Origin of the sequence: Plantactinospora sp. WMMB334, from assembly GCF_049179095.1 — a bacterium.
Taxonomy (GTDB): domain Bacteria; phylum Actinomycetota; class Actinomycetes; order Mycobacteriales; family Micromonosporaceae; genus Plantactinospora.
The window spans coordinates 6,537,359-6,559,513 of sequence record NZ_JBMHME010000002.1; the positions used below are offsets into that span (position 1 = coordinate 6,537,359).

21 protein-coding genes and 1 pseudogene are annotated in these 22,155 nt (G+C 72.5%); 5 read left to right on the plus strand and 17 right to left on the minus strand.

The window, feature by feature from the left end:
• Nucleotides 1-5: 5 nt before the first annotated feature.
• Entirely contained in the window at nucleotides 6-233 is a 228-nt protein-coding gene (locus ACN27G_RS28235) for an anti-sigma factor family protein (protein WP_421495757.1), read from the plus strand.
• Complete coding sequence (locus ACN27G_RS28240; RefSeq protein ID WP_421495758.1) at nucleotides 230-877, plus strand: hypothetical protein; 648 nt, start codon at nucleotides 230-232, stop codon at nucleotides 875-877. Before ACN27G_RS28235 ends, ACN27G_RS28240 begins: the two co-directional genes overlap by 4 nt.
• A gap of 58 nt (nucleotides 878-935) precedes the next feature.
• On the opposite strand, the gene ACN27G_RS28245 is transcribed toward ACN27G_RS28240, so the two are convergent.
• The 6 genes from ACN27G_RS28245 to ACN27G_RS28270 form a co-directional block, all read right to left on the minus strand.
• The gene (locus ACN27G_RS28245; protein ID WP_421495759.1) at nucleotides 936-4,205 is read right to left on the minus strand and encodes a hypothetical protein; all 3,270 of its coding nucleotides are present in this window, start codon (nucleotides 4,203-4,205) and stop codon (nucleotides 936-938) included.
• Between the two features lie 223 nt (nucleotides 4,206-4,428).
• Nucleotides 4,429-5,331, minus strand: a complete 903-nt coding sequence (gene mqnP / locus ACN27G_RS28250; RefSeq protein WP_421495760.1) for a menaquinone biosynthesis prenyltransferase MqnP — start codon at nucleotides 5,329-5,331, stop codon at nucleotides 4,429-4,431.
• Nucleotides 5,328-6,791, minus strand: a complete 1,464-nt coding sequence (locus tag ACN27G_RS28255) for a menaquinone biosynthesis decarboxylase (RefSeq protein WP_421495761.1) — start codon at nucleotides 6,789-6,791, stop codon at nucleotides 5,328-5,330. The genes mqnP and ACN27G_RS28255 overlap by 4 nt, the downstream gene beginning before the upstream one ends.
• Nucleotides 6,792-6,928: 137 nt before the next feature.
• Nucleotides 6,929-7,333, minus strand: a complete 405-nt coding sequence (locus tag ACN27G_RS28260) for a hypothetical protein (protein ID WP_421495762.1) — start codon at nucleotides 7,331-7,333, stop codon at nucleotides 6,929-6,931.
• Nucleotides 7,334-7,648: 315 nt separating this feature from the next.
• Nucleotides 7,649-9,130, minus strand: coding sequence for an ATP-binding protein (locus ACN27G_RS28265; RefSeq protein WP_421495763.1), 1,482 nt, complete (start codon nucleotides 9,128-9,130; stop codon nucleotides 7,649-7,651).
• 91 nt (nucleotides 9,131-9,221) lie between these two features.
• A complete protein-coding gene (locus ACN27G_RS28270) occupies nucleotides 9,222-9,854 on the minus strand; it encodes a CGNR zinc finger domain-containing protein (RefSeq protein ID WP_421495764.1) in 633 nt (210 codons plus the stop codon).
• Between the two features lie 141 nt (nucleotides 9,855-9,995).
• On the opposite strand from ACN27G_RS28270, the gene ACN27G_RS28275 reads away from it, so the two are divergent.
• On the plus strand, nucleotides 9,996-11,699 hold the full coding sequence (locus ACN27G_RS28275) for a glycoside hydrolase family 43 protein (RefSeq protein WP_421495765.1): 1,704 nt from the start codon (nucleotides 9,996-9,998) through the stop codon (nucleotides 11,697-11,699).
• Nucleotides 11,700-11,773: 74 nt separating this feature from the next.
• On the opposite strand, the gene ACN27G_RS28280 is transcribed toward ACN27G_RS28275, so the two are convergent.
• The 5 genes from ACN27G_RS28280 to ACN27G_RS28300 form a co-directional block, all read right to left on the minus strand.
• Entirely contained in the window at nucleotides 11,774-12,439 is a 666-nt protein-coding gene (locus ACN27G_RS28280; protein ID WP_421495766.1) for a dihydrofolate reductase family protein, read from the minus strand.
• Complete coding sequence (locus ACN27G_RS28285; RefSeq protein WP_421495767.1) at nucleotides 12,439-13,011, minus strand: SRPBCC family protein; 573 nt, start codon at nucleotides 13,009-13,011, stop codon at nucleotides 12,439-12,441. The genes ACN27G_RS28280 and ACN27G_RS28285 overlap by 1 nt, the downstream gene beginning before the upstream one ends.
• Nucleotides 13,012-13,014: 3 nt before the next feature.
• Complete coding sequence (locus ACN27G_RS28290) at nucleotides 13,015-13,356, minus strand: ArsR/SmtB family transcription factor (RefSeq protein ID WP_421495768.1); 342 nt, start codon at nucleotides 13,354-13,356, stop codon at nucleotides 13,015-13,017.
• A gap of 206 nt (nucleotides 13,357-13,562) precedes the next feature.
• A complete protein-coding gene (locus ACN27G_RS28295) occupies nucleotides 13,563-13,751 on the minus strand; it encodes a DUF397 domain-containing protein (protein WP_421495769.1) in 189 nt (62 codons plus the stop codon).
• A complete protein-coding gene (locus ACN27G_RS28300) occupies nucleotides 13,742-14,527 on the minus strand; it encodes a helix-turn-helix domain-containing protein (RefSeq protein WP_421495770.1) in 786 nt (261 codons plus the stop codon). Before ACN27G_RS28300 ends, ACN27G_RS28295 begins: the two co-directional genes overlap by 10 nt.
• Before the next feature lie 370 nt (nucleotides 14,528-14,897).
• On the opposite strand from ACN27G_RS28300, the gene ACN27G_RS28305 reads away from it, so the two are divergent.
• Both ACN27G_RS28305 and ACN27G_RS28310 read left to right on the plus strand, forming a co-directional pair.
• Nucleotides 14,898-15,221 carry a hypothetical protein gene (locus ACN27G_RS28305; protein WP_421495771.1) on the plus strand — a complete coding sequence of 108 codons (324 nt, stop codon included), beginning with the start codon at nucleotides 14,898-14,900 and terminating at the stop codon, nucleotides 15,219-15,221.
• Entirely contained in the window at nucleotides 15,218-15,472 is a 255-nt protein-coding gene (locus ACN27G_RS28310; protein WP_421495772.1) for a flavin reductase, read from the plus strand. Before ACN27G_RS28305 ends, ACN27G_RS28310 begins: the two co-directional genes overlap by 4 nt.
• A gap of 93 nt (nucleotides 15,473-15,565) precedes the next feature.
• Here ACN27G_RS28310 and ccsB read toward each other — a convergent pair whose 3' ends face one another.
• The 6 genes and pseudogenes from ccsB to hemL form a co-directional block, all read right to left on the minus strand.
• Nucleotides 15,566-16,639: a c-type cytochrome biogenesis protein CcsB gene (ccsB, locus tag ACN27G_RS28315; protein WP_421495773.1), complete on the minus strand. Its 1,074-nt coding sequence runs from the start codon at nucleotides 16,637-16,639 to the stop codon at nucleotides 15,566-15,568.
• Nucleotides 16,639-18,318 carry a cytochrome c biogenesis protein ResB gene (resB, locus tag ACN27G_RS28320; protein ID WP_421495774.1) on the minus strand — a complete coding sequence of 560 codons (1,680 nt, stop codon included), beginning with the start codon at nucleotides 18,316-18,318 and terminating at the stop codon, nucleotides 16,639-16,641. The genes ccsB and resB overlap by 1 nt, the downstream gene beginning before the upstream one ends.
• Nucleotides 18,318-19,229: a cytochrome c biogenesis CcdA family protein gene (locus ACN27G_RS28325; protein WP_421495775.1), complete on the minus strand. Its 912-nt coding sequence runs from the start codon at nucleotides 19,227-19,229 to the stop codon at nucleotides 18,318-18,320. Before ACN27G_RS28325 ends, resB begins: the two co-directional genes overlap by 1 nt.
• A 71-nt stretch (nucleotides 19,230-19,300) precedes the next feature.
• A pseudogene (locus tag ACN27G_RS28330) lies at nucleotides 19,301-19,933 on the minus strand (TlpA family protein disulfide reductase); the annotation flags it as partial.
• The gene (locus tag ACN27G_RS28335) at nucleotides 19,933-20,592 is read right to left on the minus strand and encodes a histidine phosphatase family protein (protein WP_421495776.1); all 660 of its coding nucleotides are present in this window, start codon (nucleotides 20,590-20,592) and stop codon (nucleotides 19,933-19,935) included. The gene ACN27G_RS28335 and the pseudogene ACN27G_RS28330, both read right to left, overlap by 1 nt.
• Entirely contained in the window at nucleotides 20,589-21,926 is a 1,338-nt protein-coding gene (hemL, locus tag ACN27G_RS28340) for a glutamate-1-semialdehyde 2,1-aminomutase (protein WP_421495777.1), read from the minus strand. Before hemL ends, ACN27G_RS28335 begins: the two co-directional genes overlap by 4 nt.
• Nucleotides 21,927-22,155 lie beyond the last annotated feature (229 nt).

Here is a 22,155-nt window from a genome sequence, read left to right on the forward strand (position 1 = left end):
GGCGGATGGACGGCTACCTCCGCTGCGACCAGACCGTCCGGCTGGTCGGAAGCTGGCTCGACGGCGCCCTCGACCCCGGGCAGCGGGAGCTGGTCGAGCTGCACCTGCTGGTCTGCCCGCCCTGCCTGGAGTACGTCGGCAAGGTGAGCGACCTGCGTGCCGCGCTCCTGGAGCTGGCGGGGCCGCAGACACCGGGACGTCTCCTGGCGCGGCTCGAGGAGGGTGCGCCGTGAGGTACTACAAGTTCCTCGCCGCCGGCCGGATCGGGCCCTTCTCCCGGCAGACCTGGTCGACGGCGTGGCGGTCGGAACCGGCGATCGTGCCGTGCCGGCAGGGGCTGCACGTCTGCCGTGTCGACGATCTGCCGTACTGGTTGCACGACGAACTGTGGGAGGTGGAGGTCGACGGGCCGGTGCTGGAGATGGAGCGCCAGGTGATCGCCGGGCGTGGCCACCTGCGGGAACAGGTCGGCGACTGGAACGCGCAGACACGGCAGGAGTTCGTCCGCGCCTGCCTGGCCCGGATCGCCGGCCATGCCGCCGAGGAGTGCGGTGAGGCGCTGGACGACGGATCACTTGCCGCAGCCGCCGAGCGGCTGGGCACGGATGGGCCGGTCGACCTCGCGGAGGTCGCCGAGCTCGCCCTGGCCCGTCAGGAAGGCGCCGCGTTGCGCGGCCGGAGCGCCGCGGCCTGGGTCTGCGGCTATCTCGCGGACGCGGTCGAGATGCTGGAAAGCTACCCCGTGGCCGCGCTCGGCTACGCGGCGGCGCGGGCCGCCGAGGCACGTACCGGTGACGACGGCGTCGACCGCTACCTGCTGGAGCGAGCCTGGCAGGCGGAGTGGTTGACCAGGCGGCTCGGGCTCGCCGCCGGCTGAGTACAGTGCCATCCGGCTGAGAGCGGCTGAGGCCGCCTAGCCGGCCCGGCGTCTCCACCTATCCGGCCGCCGTCTCCGCGCCGATCCGGTCGGCCAGGGCGATCGCCCGCTCCATCTCCGCGAGGACGTCGAGCTCCCACCCGTCCACCAGATCACCCCAGTAGTCGGCGAACTCCGACTCGCTGCGATGCAGCTCCGCTTCGAGGACGTTGCGCGGGAAGAGTCCGGCCAGCGCCCCCGGCCCGAGGTCGCCCGGCACCGCACCGCCGGTCGGCGCGACCAGCGCGGCGAGTATCCCGGCCCGATCGGCCCGGGACGCCGACTCGCGGGCCCGGCCGGTCGCCCGGTCCGACATCTCCTGGTAGAAGCGCTGGGTGTACTCGTCCGGCGGGTTCACGCTGTGGTCGAGGGCGTCGGCGGTGCGCTGGAACAGGAAGGCGTTCCGCACCGCGAGCCCGTACTCGGTGGCGGCGGTGACCGGATCGTGCGGCCAGCACAGGTCGCCGAGGCAGCGGTGCAGGTTCGCCAGCAGCTCCGAGTCGACCTCGCCGTCCGGCCCGTCGGCCATCTCCCGGCTGAGCCGCAGGGCCTGCCCCAGGTGGGCGGCGGCCCCGGCCCGGTCGCCGGCCGCGATCGCTATGTCGCTCCACTCGTAGTAGAGCCACGCGGTCATCACGTCGTCGCCGAGTTCGAGGAAATCCGCTTCGAGCCTGCGGTACTCCTCGTCGGCCTTTGCCAGGCTGCCGTCGTACCAGAGTGCGTGCGCGTGGAAGAGCCGCAGGTAGAGCGCGGTACGGGACTGGCTCTCCTGGACCTCGGCCGGCAACCGCCGGTCCCGCTGGCCGCTGTGCAGGCCACAGACCTCGCGGATCGCGCGCAGCGCCCGCCGGACCTCGGTCCAGTGTGGGCCCTTGGGCTTGTCGGGGCCGGGCAGGTAGTTGAGCAGGAACCGGTGCAGTTGCCCCAGCAACTTCCGGTCGTCGTCGTCCCGGGCCGCCGACTCCCAGCTCTCCAGCAGGTGGTGGCAGAAGGGGAAGTCGACGTAGAGACCCCACCACCAGAACGCCTCCATGAAGATGAGCACGAAGCGGGTCCGGGTCAGGTAACGGTCGTCCGGCAGTTGGGCGCAGTGGTAGAGCCACTCGGTCTCGTACGCCTGCCAGACCGGGTCCTCGTACTTGTACCAGGACCCGTACGCCTTGTCGGTCTTGTCCTCGAACTTGCCGATCAGCTCGAAGTAGTGCGCCGCGGCGGCCCGGTGCATCGGCGCCCACCGCTCCGGATAGAGCTGGGCCATCTGCGCGGCCAGGGCCGGCCGGATGAACTCGTGCACCCGGAACCGTGTCCCGTCGGTGGCCCGGTCGAGCAGGCCGAGCCGCTGGCACTCCGCGATGACGGCGCCGGCGACCGGCGCACCCCGCTCCACCTGGCTGCCCTTCGCCCCGTCGAGCTCCGCGTCGGTGTCAAGGAGTCGTTGCAGCAGCGGCGCGTCGAAGGAGTTCAGCAGGGCTGCCGCCTCGACCGCCCGCAACAGTCCCCGGCGCCGGCCCAGGACCGCCTCGACCAGGTGGGCGACGTTGAGCGCGCCGTCGGCGGAGAGGCGTGTCAGCACGCCGCGCAGCCGGTCCGGCTGCCGGGCCTCCTCGCCGCGCTCCTGGATGAGCCGGTGGACCAGCCCGACGGCGGACGGGTGCCCGCCGGTGAAGTCGTGCACCGCCTCGGCCAGCTCCGCCGTCGCGCCGCCGCCCAGGTGGTGACGCAGGTACTGCCGTACCTCGGCGACGGAGAGGAAAGGGAGGCCCTGCGAGCGGTCCGGGTCCACCAGGCGCTGGACGTGCTCCGCGTAGTCGCCGGGGACGAGCGGAACGACGACGAGGGTGTTCGGCAGCCGCCGGGCGAGCCCGACCAGCCACTGCCCCACCGCGTCGTCGATGAGCGTCTCGAACCCGTCCAGGATCACCACGGCGCGCCGCCCTCGCAGCCAGGCCCTCCAGTCCGCGACGAACGCCTCGTCGATCCGCCACTGCGCCTTCCGGGCCCGCTCCACGATGGCGGCCGCCGTCTCCGCGATGGTGACGTCGACACGGTTGTCCTCCACCCGGCCCCCGCCGATCGTGGAGAACTCGTTGTTGATCTGGATCGGGCGGTCGGCAGCCGATTTCGCCGCGGCGATCGCGAGAATCAACTCTCTGAACCACCGACCGCCACCACCCGGCCGGCCCAGCCCGGACGGCGACGCGAAGTTGCTGACCAGATCACCGAGGAGGTTCGACGACCGCTCCAGCAGCAGGCCGGCTGCGGTCGGGGTGAGGCCGTCACCGTACTGGCCGCTGAGCGCCTCGGAGAGGCCGTACCTGTCGACGAGCATCGCGCCGTCCGCGGGCATTCGTAGCACGTCCGGTGCGTCGCGGTCGATTCGGTCGTGCAGTTGCCGCAGGAACGCGGACTTGCCCATTCCGTGCCCACCGAGCACCGCGAAGATCCCGGTCGCGCCACTGTGGATCTTCTGGAGAATCCGGTCGAGCTGTGCGTCGCGGCTGACCATCCCGTCGACCAACCGGACTTCCATCTCCGCTTCGGACGGCCGGCTCATCGACGCGACCGGGGCGGCCGACGACGCGACCGGGGCGGCCGACGACGCGACCGGGGCGGCCGACGACGCGACCGGGGCGGCCGACGACGCGACCGGGGCGGCCGACGACGCGACCGGGGCGGCCGACGACGCGACCGGGGCGGCCGGCGCCGGCGGCAGGTCGCCGCCAGCCTCGGCCACCCGGGTATGGACCAGTGCGGCCGATGCGGCCGGTGCCGCCGATGCGGCCGGTGCCGCCGGTACGGCGGGCGCAACCGGCACTACCGGTGCCGCCGGCACTACCGGTGCCGCCGGCACTACCGGTGCCGCCGGCACTACCGGTGCCGCCGGTGCAAGCGGTGCCGCCGGTGCAAGCGGTGCCGCCGGCTCACTCGGCTCCGCCTGCCGGGGCGGTGTGGAGCGATGATCGACGCTGGCGTCCTCGACGATGCCGCCCGGGCCGGCCGAGACCTCGCTCCGGCTGCCGCCGGTGGCCCGGACCAGCACCCGGCGCACTCGACCGAGCAGGCCGGCCCGGATCACGGTGATGGATTCGGGCGCCCCATCCGCCGCTGTCGCGGACCGTCCGCCCAGCAGCGGGGCGAGACTGATGATCGCCACGAGGAGGCCACCGACACCGACGACCGAGCCGACCGCCTCGGCACCGAGCAGCCATCCGACGACCGCGACGACCACCAGCACCGCCGCCGACACGGAGCCGCCGATGACCCAGACCTTGCGCTCACTCCCTGTCACAGCGTCATTGTCAATTCGTACAGGAAGGACTGTCGATAGTCCTAGCGCGTAGTTGGTATCGCCCGATACGCCGCCGCAGACGCCCGATACGCCGCCTGATACGCCCGGTACGGCTCCTGGTACGCCCCATACGCGCCACCGCAGACCGACGACCGTCGTGCCCGTACCGCGTCGTGCCCGTACCGTCGTGCCCGTACCGTCGTGCCCGTAGCGTCGTACGTCGCTATCCGGCGAGGTCGAGCCGGATTACCAGATCGAGCAGGGCGAAGACGAAGAGGGCGATCCCGACGAACCCGTTGGCGGTGAAGAACGCCCGGTTGACCCGGGACAGGTCGCCCGGGGTGACCACCACGTGCTGGTAGCCGAAGGCGAGCGCGGTCAGCGCCAGCCCGACCCACCAGAGCCAGCCCAGCCCGACCAGTTCGCCGTACCAGATGAAGAGGACGAACGTCACGACGTGGGCGACGGTCGAGGCGTGCAGGGCGAACCGGAGGCCGTACCGGGCGGGGACGCTGCGTACCCCGATCCGGCGGTCGACCTCGGTGTCCTGGCAGGCGTAGATCAGGTCGAAGCCGCCGATCCAGAGCCCGACCGCCGCGCCGAGCAGCCAGGCCGGGCCGGAGCCGGCGAAGGTGCCGGTGACCGCGAGCCAGGCGCCGACCGGGCCGACCATCTGGGCGAGCGCCAGGATCGCGTGCGGCCAGTCGGTGAACCGCTTGCCGTACGGGTAGACCACCAGCGGTATCGCGGCGAGCGGGGCCAGGGCCAGGCAGAGCGGGTTGAGCGCCGCCGCGGCGGCGAGAAAGACCGCCAGCGCGACGGCCGCGCCGGTCCAGGCCGTCCGGACGCTCACCGCCCCGGTCACCAACTCCCGGCCGGCGGTACGCGGATTACGCGCGTCGATCCGCCGGTCGATGATCCGGTTGGCGGCCATGGCGAAGGTCCGCGCCCCGACCATGGCGATGGTGATCAGCAGCAGGTCGAGCCAGCGCACCTGCCCGCCGTGCCGCTGCATCGCGGTCAGCGCCGAGAGATAGGCGAACGGCAGCGCGAAGACCGAGTGCTCGATCGCCACCAGCCGGAGGAAGGACTTCACCCGCCCCGGCGACTCTGCCACCGCCGTCATGAGATGCCGTACTCCGTCCAGCGCTTGTCGACCAGCGACCGGACCTCCGGCGACATGGTCATCTCCTCCGGCCAGCCCCGGGTGTAGCCCTCGGTCGGCAGCTTGCGGGTCGCGTCCACCCCGGCCTTGCCGCCCCAGAACTGCTGGTAGGACGAGTGGTCCAGGTGGTCCACCGGCCCCTCGGTGAGCAGCAGGTCGCGGGCGTAGTCGACGTTGCCGAAGGCCCGCCAGGCGACCTCGGCGTAGTCGTGCACGTCGCAGTCCTCGTCCACCACCACGATCAGCTTGGTCAGCGACATCAGGTGGGCACCCCAGATCGCGTTCATCACCTTCTGGGCGTGCTTGGGGTAGCGCTTGCGGATCGAGATGATCGCGCAGTTGTGGAAGACCCCGGCGGCCGGCAGGTCGTAGTCGACGATGTCCGGGATCAGGAGCTTGAGCAGCGGCTGGAAGATCCGCTCGGTGGCCTTGCCGAGGCCGTGGTCCTCCTGCGGCGGCTTGGAGGTGATGATCGAGTGGTAGACCGGCTCTCGCTGGGTGGTCATGCACTCGACGTGCAGCACCGGGAACGGCTCGACCGGGGTGTAGAAGCCGGTGTGGTCGCCGAAGGGCCCCTCGGGCAGCCGTTCGCCCGGCTCCAGGTAGCCCTCCAGCACGATCTGGGCGTGCGCCGGCACCTGGAGCGGCACGGTCAGGCAGTCGACCATCTCGACCCGCTCGCCCCGGAGGAAGCCGGCGAAGAGGTATTCGTCGATGTCACCGGGGAGCGGGGCCGAGGCGGCGTAGGAGACCACCGGGTCGCAGCCGATGGCGATCGCCACCGGCAACCGCTGGCCGAGACGCTCCGCGACGGCGTGGTGCGCGGTGGAGTCCTTGTGGATCTGCCAGTGCATGCCGAGGGTGTTGGGCGAGTGCTGCTGCAACCGGTAGAGCCCGAGGTTGCGCTTGCCGGTCTCCGGATGCCTGGTGTGGGTCAGCCCGTAGTTGTGGAAGACCCCGCCGTCGCCGGGCCAGACCTGGAGGCCGGGGAGCCGGTTCAGGTCGACGTCGTCACCCCGGTAGACGATCTGCTGGCAGGGGGCGGTCCTGACCTTCCTCGGCGGTACGGACTTGAGCTGCATCACCTTGCCCAGGCCCTCGCGGATGCCGGACCAGCCGACCGGCAGCTCCGGCTTGACCAGCGCACCGATCCGCTCACCGATCTCGTCGAGCCGGTCGACGCCGAGTGCCATCGCCATCCGTCGCTCGGTGCCGAAGAGGTTGATCGCCACCGGCATCTCGCCCCGGGTCGGGCGCTCGAAGAGCAGGGCCGGGCCGCCGGCCCGGACGGTCCGGGTGACCACCTCGCTGATCTCCAGCGTCGGGTCCACCGGCACCGGCACCCGGCGCAACTCGCCGGCACCCTCCAGCGCAGTGAGGAACTCCCGGAGATCGGTGTACGGGAAGCCACGAGCCGCCATGCTGGCTAGTCTGTCGCACCCGCGAGCGGGGCGGCACGGCCGGGTCCCCCGGCGTGACCGGCCTCCCGCCGGCACGGGCCCACGGCCGGGTCCTCCCCCTTGACCGCTCTCCCACCGGCACGGACCGGGCCGGCGCCTCAGAGCAGGCCGATGCCGAGCAGCAGGGTGCCGGCCACCAGGCCGACCCCACCGGCCACCGCCAGCCAGATCAGCCTGTTGGGCCGGGTGTCCGAGGGGCGGACGACGGAGAGGAAGAAGCCGAGCGGCATCAGGATCGGCGCGGCGACCAGGAGGGTACGGATCAGCGTCCGCATGCCGTCGCCGTAGTCGCTCCGGTCCAGGTAGAGGAGCGCGACGAGGGCGAAGAGCACCAGTACGCCCGCGTGTGCGTGCCCGGCGGTCCAGAGCGCCCGCCGGACGGGGTTGTCGAGATAGCCGGGTATCCGCCGGACGAGCTGCATGAGCAGGGACAGCCCGCCGAACGCGATGGTCGAGACGGTGATCAGCAGGATGGCGGCGGTGGTCTGCGTCGCGGACGACATGGTGGTCTCCCCGGAGGTGGCACGATACCCAACTTGTCACCGTCAAGATTCCGGGACGACAACCATCTTGTCAATAGCAAGATTCCCTCACGACAGGCCGCCCCGACATCGAAGAGAGGTCCTCCGGCTCTCCGCCCCGGCGAACCCCGCTCTCCCAACCCGAAACTCCGCCGGCAGCCGAGACCCTTCAATAGATCTTGACGAGTTGTTGTCGCTCCCGACGACAACAACTCGTCAAGATCTACAAGCAATGTCCCGCACCCGGAGAGCCGGGGGCGGGATCAGGGGCCGCTTCCGGGGTCGGGTGCACCGGGGTCAGTCGCCGGTGTAGAGGCGGTGCCGGTCGACCAGGACGACGTCCGGGCGCCCGGCCGAGGCCGCCACGAGCTGCTCGGTGAAGCCCTCGGCACTGGCCAGCACCAGCCGTACGTCGCGGGTGTCGTGACCGGCGCGGCCGCGCAGCAGCGTACGGATCCGGTGCAGCCGGTCGAGATCGGGCTCGCCGAGCCGGCGGCCCCACTTGACCTCGCCGATCGCCAGGAGCGGGCGTGGTCCGTCGCCGAGCGGCGGCTCGCCGACCGCGACGAGATCCAGTTCGTGGCTCGTCCGGCCGACCGGGTCGCCGAGCACGGCCGAGTTGACGTCGGCGACCGGGCCACCCAGGGTCTCCGGGGCGGCGAACCGGAGCACCCACTCCCGGACCAGCCCTTCGAAGCAGGGGCCGAGCACGGCGCTCGCGTACCGGCGCTGGGAGCGCCGCCAGACGTCCGCCCCGCGACGCTGCTCCAGTGCGGTCCAGGCCGGGCGCATCACCGCCTGGTAGAACGTCACCAGCGGTTCGGTGATCCGGTAGCTGCTCCGGCCTTGTCGGAACGGGTCAGGAGCGCGGACGAGCAGGCCGACGTCCTCCAGCACCGTCAGCGGATGTTGCAGGTCGGTGGCCTTGCGCCCGATGTATCCGGCGATTCCGCCCCGGGTGGCGTTGCCCTCGGCGACGGCGGCGAGCACGGAGTGGTAGAGGGCCGTCTCCCGCAGGTCCGGATCTTCCGCGAGCAGATAGCGCGCCTCCCGGAAGAGCGGCCGGGCCGGGTTGAGCACGGCACGTGCCACCCAGTCGTCGAAGTCGGCCAGGTCTGCGGGGGCGTCGTCGGAGACGTACTCACGCCGGTAGGCCGGGGTGCCCCCGACGATCGCGAAGACCCGGACGGCCAGTGCCGGGTCGGCGAGTCCCCAGAACCGCGCGGCGGCACGGTAGTCCAGCGGCTGGATCGGCAGTTCCAGGCCGGCCCGGCCACGCAGCGGGGCCGAGCCGGCGAGCAGTCCGCCCATGAACGAGAGCGCCGACCCGCAGAGCAGGATCCGGGTACGCGATCCGGTGCGCTCGCCGCGCCCCGGCGTCAGGGCGTGCTGCAGGACGGAGGGCAGGTTCCGGCTGGATCGGGCCAGGTAGGGAAACTCGTCGAGCACGACGGTGGTCGGGCGGCTGCGCCCGAGCGCGAGCAGGCCGTCGACCGCGTGCTCCCAGTCGGGCAGCTCGACCGGCCCCGGGGCGTCGGTGTGCTGCCCCAGCGCCACTCCCAGCCGGCGCAGCGAGTCGGCCGGCGTGGCCTCGGTGGCGCCGAAGTAGAAGCCGCCGGTGGCGCGGGCGAGCTCGTAGAGGAGGAGCGTCTTGCCCTGTCGCCGCCGCCCGCTGACCACGCCCAGCGTCGCACCCTCCCGGTCGTCGGCGACGAAGCGGGACAGCTCGGCCCACTCGGCGTCCCGATCGAAGATCTCCGCCGGCTTCTGAATCCCCACCCAGCGCCGCCCTCCATTAGAAGTACACTTCTAAGAATCGTACTTCTAACTCTGACGCCTGGCTGGCCGGACGGGTCAGCAGCCGGACGGGTCAGTGGCCGGCGCCGGCTCGGGTGGCGGCGCGGCGGGCGACGTACCGTCGGATCTTGGCGGCGGTGCCGCAGTCCTCCATGCTGCACCAGCGACGGCTGCGGTTCTTGCTCTCGTCGACGAAGAGGAAGCGGCAGCCGCCGCACGCCTTGATCCGGTCGAGCGGGCCGGTCGTCAGCAGCTCGACGGCGGCGTGGACGATCGGCCACAGCGGGCCGGCGAGCTCGGCCTGACCGGGCCAGCTCCACCGGAAGCCGGCCACGCCGGGGACGAACCGCGCGTGCGCGTACGCCTCCGCCGCGCCGTCCCGGAGCCGGGTCAGGTCGGCGGCGGCGGGCTGCCCGCCCTCGGCCGCCGCTCGGAACAGGCCGTCGAGGAGTTCCCGGACCTCCAGGGCGCGCCGGTACGCGGCACGGGCCCGAGCCGGCTGCTCAGCCGCCTGCCGGCGCAGCGCCGCCATCTCCGCCTGGTCGAGCACGCCGATCCAGCCGGCCCAGGCCACCAGGTCGTCGTAGCGGTGCAGGATGTCGTCGTCGGGGGGACCGACCGGCGGCCCGCTGCGCGTGTTGACATAGTCGAGCGCCAGGCTTCCTCCGACGATCCGCATCCGGGTCACGTCGTCCGCCGTTTCCATCAGAGCGCAATTTACCTGTTGCGACAATCGAGCCTACGCCGCTACCGTTCCCTCCGTAAGTCTATTTGGCGGTAACAATCGGCTGCGCCCGCTCCCGCCCGACGAGGCGCCGACCGGTGGGACGATCCTGGAAAGGACGACATGACAGCCGCGACACGAGGCGCCGCGACGACCCCGAGCGAGGGCGGGCTGATTCACAACCCGGTGCTGCCCGGCTTCCACCCGGACCCGGTCATCCTGCGGGTCGGCACCGACTACTACATCGCCACGTCGACCTTCGAGTGGTGTCCGGGCGTACGCCTGCACCACTCGACGGACCTGGCGCACTGGCGGCCGCTCGGCGGCATCCTCACCGAGCGGCGGCTGCTCGACCTGCGCGGCGCCGCCGACTCGGCCGGGGTCTGGGCTCCGGACCTGAGCTACGCCGACGGCCTGTTCCACCTCGTCTACACCGACGTCTCCAGCTTTGCCATGGGTTACTGGGACTCCCAGAACTACCTGGTCACCGCCGCCGATCTTGCCGGGCCGTGGAGCGATCCGGTGCCGCTGCACGCCCGCGGGTTCGACCCGTCGCTCTTCCACGACGACGACGGCACGAGCTGGCTGCTGTCGATGACCGCCGACTGGCGGGAGGGTCGCAACCGGTTCGCGGGCATCCAGATCCAGCGGTACGACCGGGCGGCCCGCAAGCTGGTCGGCGCGGAGCGGATCATCTTCGAGGGGACCCCGGTGGGGCTGACCGAGGCACCCCGGATCTACCGCCGGGACGGCTGGTATTACCTCGTCACCGCCGAGGGCGGGACCAGTTGGCCGCACCAGGTCACGGTGGCACGATCGCGCGAGCTGTTCGGCCCCTACGAGGTCGACCCCGACGGCCCGATGCTGACCTCGGCCGGGCGGCCCGAGCTCGAGTTGCAGAAGGCCGGGCACGGCAGCCTGGTCCGCACCCCGGACGACGAGTGGTACATGGCGCATCTCGTGGCGCGACCGTACTCGCCACTCGGCCGCTGCGTGCTCGGCCGGGAGACCGCGATCCAGCGGGTGACCTGGGACCGGGACGGCTGGCCGCGCATCGACGGCGGCGTCCCCGCCGTGACGGTGCCGGCGCCGGCCGGGACCTCCTCCTCGATCACCACGGCGGCCGGCGCCGATCCCGGGTTCGACCACGACGACTTCGACGCGCCGGAGCTCGGCCCCGACTGGTCGACGCTGCGCCGCCCGGCCACGCCGGACTGGGTGCAGCTCACGGCCCGCCCCTCCTACCTGCGGGTCTACGGCGGGCAGTCGCCGGTCGGGCGGCAGCGCCCCAGCCTGGTGGCCCGGCGCGTCACCGGCACGCACTGCACGCTGACCGCGACGATGGAGTTCCGCCCGGACAGCTACCGGCAGCTCGCCGGCATCACCGCGTACTACAACAGCCAGAACTGGCACTACCTCTACCTGACGGCGGACGACGACGGCCGGCGCGTGCTCGAGGTGATGTCCTGCGACGGCGGCCGCCGCGTCCAGCACGCCGGCTGCCGGGTCGACGCCGGCAACCTCGACCGGGTACGCCTGCGCGTCCGCCTCGCCGGCCCGGCCCTCACCTTCGGCTACGCGCCCGGCACGTCGACAACCGTGGACGGGGTCGACGACGACTGGCGGGAGCTTCCCGTCGAACTGGACGCGACAATCCTCTCCGACGAGCACGCGGTACGCCGGGTGGAGGGTGAGCCGGAGGCGTGGGGCTTCACCGGCGCCTTCGTCGGTCTCTGGGTGCAGGATCTCGGCGCCGACGGCGGCTTCGCCGACTTCGACTCGGCGACCTACGAGATCGACCGGCCGCACGCCTCCCACCGTGGCTAGCCACCCTCGCCCCGGCCAGCCACCATCGGCCGGACCAGCCACCCTCGCCCGGACAACCGTGGAGGCACGGTTGGTCAGCGCGGGTGCACGGCGTAGCTCAGGTGGGTCGCCCGTGGCGACGACTCCGATCGGACCGGCTCCAGCGCGATCCTGGACGCGTCCACGCCGTCGAACAGGCGGGTGCCGGCGCCGAACAGCACGGGCGAGAGCGCGATCGAGAACTCGTCGACCAGGCCGGCGTTGAGGTACCGCACGATCGTCTCGCTGCCGCCGGCGATGCGGACATCCCGGTCGCCGGCGGCAGCGCGGGCCTGGCCCAGCGCGCTGTGGATGCCGTCGTTGACGAAGTGGAACGTGGTCCCGCCCGGCCGTTCCCAGGGGTCGCGCCGCTGGTGGGTGACGACGAAGACGGGGGTGTGGAAGGGCGCCTCCTCCGGCCATGCCCGCTCGCCGCCGTCGAACATGCGCTTGCCCATGACGCTCGCGCCGGTCCGCGCGAACGTCTCCCGGGCGATGTCGTTGTCGCGCCCCTCCTCACCGCCCTCGCCCAGTTTGAGGCTCTCCCGGAAGAACCGCTGCGGGAAGATCCACGCCTGTAGTTCCATCCACTGCGCCATCCAGCGCTCCAGCCTCGGGTCCTGCTTCCGCTGCTCGGTCGTGGCAAGCGCGCCCTCCATCGACTCGGGCGCGCTGAAGCCGTCCAGCGACATCGACACGCTGAAGAAGACCTTCCCGGCCATCAGCGGCTCTCGTTCTTTGCGGCGATCTCGGCGACGTAGGTCGCCAGGTTGCTCAGGGTCTGCTGGCCGCCCTCGATCGCGTGGTACTTCTCGACCGCGTCGTCACGCAGTTGCCTGCTGGGAAACACCGTGCGCATCACGATCCGGGTAGCCGCACCCTCCGGCCCGACGGTCGGCGCCGCACCCTCCGGCCCGACGGTCGGCGCCGCACCGTCCGGCGTGAAGGTCAGGGTCGACTCGAAGGCGTTCGGGTCGTCGCGGGACTCGCCGTGCAGCAGCGCGATCCGCTCCGGTGGGGCGATCTCGGTCCAGGTGATCCACTCGGAGTAGTCGGTCCCGTCCGGCCCGTGCATCACGAAGTCCCACTCCCCGCCCACCCGAAACTCGAAGGACCGGGTCGTGGTGGTGAAGCCGTCCGGCCCCCACCACCGCGACAGGTGCCGGACCTCGGTGAACGCCTCGAAGACCAGCTCCCGTGGGGCGTCGATCACCCGGGAGATCGTGATCTCCCGGTCGGCCGTCGCCGACTCCGCCCGCGTCTCCCGCCCTGTCCCTGCCCCTGTGCCTGCCATCGGTCAGTCCTCCTGACGTGTCTGCTTGAGTTCCTGCACGTAGGTGTCCAGCCGGTCGAAGCTCTCGTTCCAGAACCGCTCGAACCCGCCCACCCACTCGTGGACGGGCCGCAGACCTCGGGCGTCCAGGCCGTAGAGGCGCTGCTTGCCCGCCTCGCGGACCCGCACCAGCCCCACCTCCCGGAGCACCCGCAGGTGCTTGGAAGCCTGCGACTGGCTCATCCCCAGCTCCTGGGCGAGGTCGGTCACCGGCCACTCACCCGCCCGCAGCAGCGCCAGGATGTCCCGGCGCTGCGGCTCGGCGATCGCGTTGAACGCGTCCGACGTCGTCGCTGCTCGTGCCACGGCAGCCATCATATTCCGATATCGGAAAGCGTCAAGCGGGACGGGGACGCCACGGGCCGCCCCGCGCTACGACAGGACCCCGCTCAACCACGCGAAGAGCATTCGGGCCGCCGCCGGGTTGGCGGCGGCCCGAGATCGCCGACAGATCGTGCCGGGTGTGGGTGCCGGGTGGGAGGGGTTGGCGGGTGGAAGGGATTGGCGGGGCGTCAGCGGGGCGGAAGGGCCCGGACGAAGGCGCGCCAGGCCGCCGGGGCGAAGAGCAGCGCCGGCCCCGGCCGGTCCTTGCTGTCCCGCACCCCCACCACCCCGGGCAGGTTGCCCGCCACCTCCACGCAGTTACCGCCGTTGCCGCTGCTCCGCGTGCTCTTGACCCACACCGCGCCGGTCAGATCCATTTCTCCGCCACTTCCCGTATCAACTCGATGGTCTGCTGTTGCGGCAGCGCCTCGCTCCGCACCGCCTCCCAGGCCCGCTGCAACGCCGCCAGGTCCGTCGCCCGCTCGACCACGTCGCCGGCCAACTGGTTGTCGAGATAGCCGGCCTCCGTCCGGTCCGGCGCGGTGGCGATCACGAACGGCCCGTTCAGCCCAGCGTACGCCCCGACCGACGCCGGGACGACGTGCAGCCGCACGTGCGGCAGCGCGGCGGCGGCGACCAGCGCCTCCAGTTGCTCGCGCATCACCGCCGCCCCGCCGACCGGGCGGTGCAGCAGGCCCTCGTCGAGCACGGCGGTGAAGTCGACCGGGTCGGGCCGGGTCAGCACCGCCTGCCGGGCCAGCCGGACGGCGAGCCGGCGCTCCGCCTCCTCCAGGCTGGTCAGCCCGGCATCGGTGAGCACCGCCCGCGCGTACGCCTCGGTCTGCAACAGCCCCGGCACCACCAGCGCCTCGTACGACCGCAGCGACGCGGCGTTCTCCTCGGCGCCGGACCACTCGACGAACCACTGCGGCGAGCCGAGCCGGAGGGCGAGCCGCCCCAGCGCGCCCCCGGTCTGCAATGCGGCGTCGACCGCGTCCCAGAATCCCGGCGGCGGTTTGCGGCGCCCACTTTCGATCATGCCAATGGTGGAGGATGCCCACGGAATATGCCGGGACAGATCCTCCTGGGTCATTCCCCGAGCCTCCCGGGTCAGCCGCAACTCGTCGAGCAGATATCGCAGTCGATCGTCCACGATCACACCCTCCTCACCGGTCTGCCGGCGCGCCACACACCGCACACAATGCACGGTGGCCAGCCACAACGCGTGTCGAGCCCTACCGAGGGTAGGGCCTGTCGGGCCACTGTGGAAGACATCACGGTCCCGCTCGAAACCGGGCACGGCAATGCCCACGAAGGCCGGGCGGGAACGGGCGGGGGCGGCGCCGGGATATGTACGGATCCCGCGCGCCGCTCCCGCAGCCACAATTCCCCGACAATTGGAGGGCAGCATGGCTCGGGTACGCCGAATCAGACCCCGACACCGCCGGGACTGGCGCCGACTGTGGCGCTACTGCCGATGCGGGTGGCGCTGGCGCTGCCCGGACTCCATCGCACTTGTCCCCATGCCCTACCCGCCACCAACACCGCTGCGGTCAACACCACCGCCACCAACACCGCCGCCAGCGGACGCCGGACGGGCCGGCGCGGTCGCCTCCGACCCGCCACCGCCACCGCCACCACTGGATGCGGTCACCTCCGACCCGCCACCGCCACCGCCACCACTGGATGCGGTCACCTCCGACCCGCCACCGCCACCGCCACCGCCGCCACCGGACGCCGTCGCCTCCGACCCGCCACCGCCACCGCCGCCGGCCCGCGCCAGGACCACCAACAGCCGCTTCTCACGGGCGATCCGGGCACGGGCGGCCGAGCGGGCCCGGCGATGACCTATCTGTTCTTCGCCGGCTTCCGCCCGCACCTGCCGATCCGCCCGCTCTTCCTCTGCCGCACCTGCGGAGGGAAGTGGCCCTGCCAGCCGGCCCGGCTCGCCCTGCTGGCGATGTTTCAGGACGACCGGCAGGGGCTGCGGCTACACCTCGCCCGCAAGCTGCTCACCGCCCTGGCCGACCAGCCCTGCACCGACACCGCCACCCTGACCACCCGCTTCCTCGCCTGGCTACCCCCACCACCACCTTGAGCACGAAAAGATCGCGGATCTTGGAACGGGAGAGTCGCCATGGCGACCATCCGGTTCCAAGATCCGCGATCTTCATCGCAGCAGAAGAGAGAGTCAGTTTAGGCCGGCGTAGGAGTGGAGGCCCTCGAAGAAGATGTTGACGCCGTAGAGGTTCATCTGCATGGTCAGGAAGCCGAGCACGGCGATCCAGGTCGCCACCGGGCGCTTCACGCTCGGCGTCGCGCGGGCGTGCAGGTAGCCGGCGTAGACCACCCAGGAGATGAAGGCCCAGACCTCCTTCGGGTCCCAGCCCCAGTACCGCCCCCAGGCGGCCTCGGCCCAGACGGCACCGGCCATCACCCCGAAGGTGAAGAGCGGGAAGGCGAAGGCGTGCAGCCGGAAGGTCAACCGCTCCAGCGTGTCGGCGGCCGGCACCCGCGCCCCGAGGCTGTACGGGAAACTCCGCCTGCCCCGGTCGTAACCGTCCCGGATCAGGTACATCACCGCCGGCACCGCCCCGAGCAGCAGGATGCCGGAGGAGGTGGCGATCGTCGCCACGTGCACGACGAACCAGTAGGAGTCGAGCGCCGGCACCAGCGGCACGATCGGCACGTAGAGCACCATCCCGGCGACCGCCAGCAGCAGCACCATGGCCAGCGTGACGAAGAGCCCGAGGTGGCGCAGTGTCGTACGCCGCTGGAGCAGCACCAGCCAGCCGACCACCCCGACGAAGGTGACCGAGAGCAGGTACTCGTACATGTTGCCCCACGGCATGCGCTCGGCGGCGACGCCCCGGGTGACAAGTACGGCGAGGTGGGCCAGGGCGGCGAGCACGGTGAGCGCGACGGCGGCCCGCCCGGCCAGCACCGCCCGGGAGGCCGGCGTCCCACCCCCCGGCGCCACCACGTCGTCCACGTCGACCGGACCGCCACCGATGCCGCCACCGACACCGCCACCGACACCGATGCCGGCACCGTCACCGATGCCGTCACCAGCACCAGCACCAGCACCAGCACCAGCACCGGCACCGGCACCGGCACCGACGAGAACCCGCTCGCGCTCCGGTCGGGTCGCCGCGCGGCCGATGACGCTGCGGGTGCCGAAGGCGTACTCGACGGCGTGGCAGATCATCGCCAGCAGGTAGGCGAGGACCGCGACCACCAGAAGTTGGTCGGACAGCGCAGCCATCAGTCGGTCTCCTCGTCGGGTCGCACTCCGCCGGGTCGCGGCTCGTCGTCTCCCGGGCGCCCGGGTCGCGTCTCGGCGACGAGCCGGGCGAACTCGTCGGCGAACCCGGCGTACTCGGTACGCGGCAGGCCACCGACCTCCACCAAACTACTACGACCCGTCGTGCGCCGGAACCAGACCCGGCGGCGCCGCCCGAACAGCGACGGCATCAGCCCGACCAGCAGCAGCACCGAGCTGATCAGCACGATCCGCTCGCCCGGGTCGTAGCGGACGGAGATGGTGACGTACTGGCGGGTGCCGAGGAACTCCACAGACGTGCCGTCGTCCAGCGTCCACGTCTCACCGGGGCGCAACAGCCTGGCGTCGCCGACCTGCTTCAGCTTGCCACTGCTCACCTGGCGCTGGTCGAGCCGGTAGACCGACCCGGGCACCCCGGCGTCCAACCCCAGGTTGCCCCGGTAGGCGAAGAGCATCACCGCCGGGGAACGCTCCGCCGGGTAGGTCGAGCGGACGAAGGGCGGCGAGTCCGGTGCGGTCGGGAGGTAGAGCCCCTCGAAGGCGACCTGGAGGTCGGGGTTGCGCGCACCGGTCACCGGGTCGAGGTTGACGTCCGGGAAGGCCGCCACTCCCTCGCTGGTCAGGTTGCCGTCGATGGTGAGGAACGCGTCGTCGCTGGTCTGCGTCTCGCCGTTGCGGTCGGTGTAGCGCAGGATCGGCGCGTAGCCGTGCCCGAGCAGGTAGACGCTGGCCCCGTCCAGCCGCAACGGATCGTTGACCGAGAAATCCGCCCGGTACGGCTCCCGGTCCCCCTGCTCCACGATCGCCTCGGCCCGGAACGACTCCGGCTGCCCGGTCGGCAGGAACGTCGCCGTGAAGTCCGCCAGCTCCAGGCAGAACGGCGGCAGGTCACCGCCGTCCACCCGGTGCCCCAGCTTCGACTCGGCATACTGCTGGAGGGTGTTGCAGAAGGCGTTCTCCGGGCCGGCGACCAGCAGCCGGTTGCCGTGCCAGCCGTACCAGGACCCGAGCCCGATCCCGAGCAGCACCCCGATCAGCGAGAAGTGGAAGAGCAGGTTGCCGGTCTCCTTGAGATATCCCTTCTCCGCCGAGACCGTGTCGCCCCGGACCGCCACCCGCCAGCGCCGTTTCCGCAGCGTCGCCGTGATCGCCGCCAGGTCGCCGTCGTGGTCGGCCAGCACGGCGTGCTGCGGCAGCCGGTCGAGCCGCTTCGGGGCGGGCGGCGGCACGGCGCGCAGCGCGCGGAAATGGTCGCGCAGCCTCGGCACGATGCAGCCGACAAGCGAGGTGAAGAGGAGTACGTAGATTGCGGAGAACCACGGCGAGGCGTAGACGTCGAAGCCGCCGATCCGGTCCAGGATCGGGTAGAGGTCGGGATGCTCGACGGCGTACCGGTTGACGTTCTCGATATTGATGTTGCGCTGCGGCAGCACCGAGCCGGGGATGGCGGCCACCGCGAGCAGGAAGAGCAGGATCAGCGCCGTACGCATGCTGGTGAGCTGCCGCCACGAGTTGCGCAGCAGTGCCAGCGGGCGCGGCACCCGGCGTACCCGGGGCGGTTCGGCACCTCCGGCCGGGCCGCCGCCCGCCGACGGCGCCGGGTCGACCACCCCGGCCGGCGCGCCGGCTCCGGTCGCCCGCTCCGGCTCCCGGGTCGGCATCAGATGCTCACCTCGCCGACCCCGACCGTGGTCTGCAACCAGATCACCAGGTCCTGCCAACCGCCGGTGACCAGGGCCAACCCGATGACGATCAGCAGCGCGCCACCGACCCGGGTGACCCAGCGGCTGTTGCGGCGCACCGCCCGGAAGAGCCCGAGCAGCCGGTCGAAGCCGAGCCCGAAGGCGACGAAGGGCAACCCGAGCCCCAGGCAGTACGCGACGGCGAGCACGGCGGCCCGGTCGGCCTGGCCGCTCACCGTCCCCATCCCGACCACGGCGCCGAGGGTCGGGCCGACGCAGGGCACCCAGGAGAGCGCGAAGACCGCGCCGAAGACCGGGGCGCCGAGCAGCCCGGCGCTGGGCAGGCGCCGGATCCGGAACTCCCGCTGCATCCCGGGGACCAGCCCGAGGTAGGAGAGGCCGAGCACGATGATCACGAGCCCGATGCCGATCTCCAGCGGTCGCTTCTGCGCGAACAGCGCCTGGCCGGCGGCGGTGACCAGCACGGCGGTCAGGGTGAAGACGGCGGTGAAGCCGGCGATGAAGAGCAGCGTGCCGGCGAGCACCCGGCCCCGGACCATCCCGGACGTCTGCCGGGTCGCCGGCCCGGCGACCACCGCCACCCCGCTCCCCACCGACTCCCCGCCACCGGCCGGCGCCCCAACGGAGACGCGGTCGGCCGGCGCCCCGTCAGGGACACGGTCGGCCCGCACCCCGCCGGGGGCGGGGTCGGTCGCGGCGCGGCGCCGCTCCAGGTCGCTGCCGGCCAGCCCGGTCACGTAGGACAGGTAGCCGGGCACCAGTGGCAGCACGCACGGGGAGAGGAAGCTCACCAGGCCGGCCAGCGCCGCCGCCCCGATCGCCAGCAGCACCGGCCCGCTCCGGGCAAGCTCGGCGAAGGTCTCACCCATCAGCCCGGCCCGCCCGAGGCATCCGGACCCGGCGGGGCCGAGGCACCCGGACCCGGCGGGGCCGATTCACCCGCCGGGCCGGCCGGTGGCGGGGCCTCGCCCGCGATCCGGGAGACGATCGGCTCCAGGGCGTCCCGGGTCGTCCCGGCCCGGATCACCACCGCTATCCGGTGCTCCCGGTCGAGCACGATGGTGGCCGGGATCGAGTTCGGCGGGATGTCGAAGGCCAGCGCGAGCCGGCTCGGCGGGTCGAAGAGGCTCGGATAATCGATCTTGTACGCCGCCTCGAACGCCTTCGCCTTGTCCCGCCCGTCCTGGATGTTGATCCCGAGGAACCGTACGCCCCGGTCCCTCGTCGCCTGGTAGGTCGCCTCCAGGTCGTCGGCCTCGGCCCGGCACGGCGCACACCAGGAGCCCCAGAAGTTGACCACCACAACGTGGCCGCGATCCCGGGTCAGGTCGTACCCCTCGCCGGTCAGCAGCTCACCGGCGACCGCCGGAGCCGGCGGACGGTGCTCGGGGGCGCACTCGACGATGCCGCCCTCCGTCGGGCAGTCGTCCCGCCAGTCGCCGCCGCCCGCGCCTCCGGCACCGCCGCCCGAGCAGCCGGCCAGGGCCAGCGTCACGGCGGCGACGGTGGCGGAGACGGCGACCGCGAGCGCGACGGGCGCACCGGGGCCGGCGGCCCGCCGGGGGCGGCTCATCATGCCCCCTTGGCTGTCCGGGCCGTCGGCGACATGGCGATCAGGTGCGCGGCCGGCTCGGTGTAGCCGATCCCGACGATCTTGGCACCGTCGAAGTGGAACGACGTCAGGCTGGCCAGCCCGCACTGCCGCTTGCGCGGGTCGTGCCAGAGGCGCTTGCGCTCGGCGTAGCGGCGCAGGGTCCAGATCGGAAGCTGGTGCGAGACGCAGACCGCCTCCCGCCCCTCGGCGGCGATCCGGGCCGCGTGCAGTGCCCCGAACATCCGCTCCGCGATCGCCGTGTACGCCTCGCCCCAGGACGGGGTGACCGGGTCGCGCAGCACCCACCAGTTGCGCGGGTCCCGGAACGAGCCGTCGCCGGGCGAGACGCGCTTGCCCTCGAACCAGTTGGTGCTCTCGATCAGCCGCTCGTCCACCCCGACCGGCAGCCCGAACTGCCCGGCGATCGGCTCGGCGGTCTGCTGGGCCCGCTCCAGCGGACTCGCCACCACGTGCGTGACGTTACGGTCGGCGAGTGCCTGCGCGGCGGCCTTCGCCATCTGCACCCCGAGCTCGGAGAGGCGGTAGCCGGGCAGCCGGCCGTAGAGGATCCTGTCCGGGTTGTAGACCTCACCGTGCCGGAGCACGTGCACGACCGTCCTGCTGCCCACGTTTGTCACCCCCCGTGACCGGCCGCCGCCGCAGCCTGCGCCGCGACCGGCACGACCGCCGCGACCTGCTCCAGCGCGGCGTCGTCCAGCGCCGTCGAGACGAACCACGATTCGAAGGAGCTGGGCGGCAGGTAGACCCCGCCGGCCAGCATCGCGTGAAAGAACGCCCGGAACGCCGCCACGTCCTGGACCCGCGCGGTGTCGTAGTCGTACACGTCCGCGTCGGTGAAGAAGATCGAGAACATGTTTCCGGCGTACGAGAGCCGGTGCGGCACCCCGGCGGCGGCCAGCGCGTCACCGGCCAGCTTGCCCACGGTGGCGGCCGTCTCGTCCAGCCGCCGGTACGTCGCCGCGTCCGCCAGCCGCAGCGAGGCGAGCCCGGCGGCGGTGGCCAGCGGGTTACCGGAGAGCGTGCCGGCCTGGTAGACCGGGCCGGCCGGGGCGAGCCGCCCCATCACCTCGGCCCGCCCGCCGAACGCCGCCGCCGGCAGCCCGCCGCCCATCACCTTGCCGAAGGTGTAGAGGTCGGCGTCGACCGGATCCAGCCCGGCCCAGCCGCCCGCCGAGACCCGGAACCCGGTCATCACCTCGTCCACGATCAGCAGCGCGCCGTGCGCGTGGGCGATCCGGGCCAGCGCCTGGTTGAACCCGTGCCGGGGCGCCACCACGCCCATGTTGCCGGGCGCGGCCTCGGTGATGACCGCGGCGATCTCCGGCCCGCGTGCCGCGAAGGCCGCCTCGACCGCGGCCACGTCGTTGTAGGGGAGCACGATGGTCTCGCTCGCCGCCGCGCCGGTGACCCCGGGCGAGTCGGGCAGGCCGAGGGTGGCGACCCCCGAGCCGGCCGAGGCGAGCAGCGCGTCGACGTGCCCGTGGTAGCAGCCGGCGAACTTGACGACCGTGCCCCGCCCGGTGAAGCCCCGGGCCAGCCGGATCGCCGACATGGTCGCCTCGGTCCCCGAGTTGACCAGCCGGACCTGCTCGACCGGGGTACGCGCGACGATCTCGGCGGCCAGCTCGACCTCGCCCTCGGTCGGGGTGCCGAAGCTGGTGCCGAGGGCGGCGGCGGCCCGCACCGCCGCGACCACCTCGGGGTGGGCGTGCCCGTGGATCAGCGGCCCCCAGGAGCAGACCAGGTCGACGTAGCGCCGCCCGTCGGCGTCGACCAGCCACGCCCCCTCGCCCCGGGCCATGAACCGGGGCGTGCCGCCGACGGCCAGGAAGGCGCGTACGGGAGAGTTCACCCCGCCCGGCACGAGTGTGCGGGCGCGGTCGAACAGGGCTTCGGAGGCCGGTGCCTCGGCCGGATAGCGACCGGGGCCGGCGGGGTGCGTCTCAGTCACGGTCCCGCCATTCTGTCAGCGCCACCTGTGCGCCCGGCACCCACCCCGTCCGCCGTCGCCCACGTCACGACCGCCGTCGGCGCCGGCCCGCCCTCCGGCGGGGCAGGGACGACCGCCGCCGCTGGCGCGGGAGCCCTCTCCGCTGGCGCGGGAGCCCCCTCCGCTGGCGCGGGGGGCGCTCTCCGGCGGGGCGGTGGGCCATCGACAGGCCGGTTCGGGTGGGTCGCGA

Bases quoted from the DNA above. Each gene is read 5' to 3' on its own strand.
- ACN27G_RS28235 (WP_421495757.1), top strand. From the start codon at position 6: ATGGACGGCTACCTCCGCTGCGACCAGACCGTCCGGCTGGTCGGAAGC.
- mqnP (WP_421495760.1), bottom strand. From the start codon at position 5,331: ATGACGGCGGTGGCAGAGTCGCCGGGGCGGGTGAAGTCCTTCCTCCGG.
- ACN27G_RS28255 (WP_421495761.1), bottom strand. From the start codon at position 6,791: ATGGCGGCTCGTGGCTTCCCGTACACCGATCTCCGGGAGTTCCTCACT.
- ACN27G_RS28260 (WP_421495762.1), bottom strand. From the start codon at position 7,333: ATGTCGTCCGCGACGCAGACCACCGCCGCCATCCTGCTGATCACCGTC.
- ACN27G_RS28270 (WP_421495764.1), bottom strand. From the start codon at position 9,854: ATGGAAACGGCGGACGACGTGACCCGGATGCGGATCGTCGGAGGAAGC.
- ACN27G_RS28275 (WP_421495765.1), top strand. From the start codon at position 9,996: ATGACAGCCGCGACACGAGGCGCCGCGACGACCCCGAGCGAGGGCGGG.
- ACN27G_RS28280 (WP_421495766.1), bottom strand. From the start codon at position 12,439: ATGGCCGGGAAGGTCTTCTTCAGCGTGTCGATGTCGCTGGACGGCTTC.
- ACN27G_RS28285 (WP_421495767.1), bottom strand. From the start codon at position 13,011: ATGGCAGGCACAGGGGCAGGGACAGGGCGGGAGACGCGGGCGGAGTCG.
- ACN27G_RS28295 (WP_421495769.1), bottom strand. From the start codon at position 13,751: ATGGATCTGACCGGCGCGGTGTGGGTCAAGAGCACGCGGAGCAGCGGC.
- ACN27G_RS28305 (WP_421495771.1), top strand. From the start codon at position 14,898: ATGCCCTACCCGCCACCAACACCGCTGCGGTCAACACCACCGCCACCA.
- ACN27G_RS28310 (WP_421495772.1), top strand. From the start codon at position 15,218: ATGACCTATCTGTTCTTCGCCGGCTTCCGCCCGCACCTGCCGATCCGC.
- ccsB (WP_421495773.1), bottom strand. From the start codon at position 16,639: ATGGCTGCGCTGTCCGACCAACTTCTGGTGGTCGCGGTCCTCGCCTAC.
- resB (WP_421495774.1), bottom strand. From the start codon at position 18,318: ATGCCGACCCGGGAGCCGGAGCGGGCGACCGGAGCCGGCGCGCCGGCC.
- ACN27G_RS28325 (WP_421495775.1), bottom strand. From the start codon at position 19,229: ATGGGTGAGACCTTCGCCGAGCTTGCCCGGAGCGGGCCGGTGCTGCTG.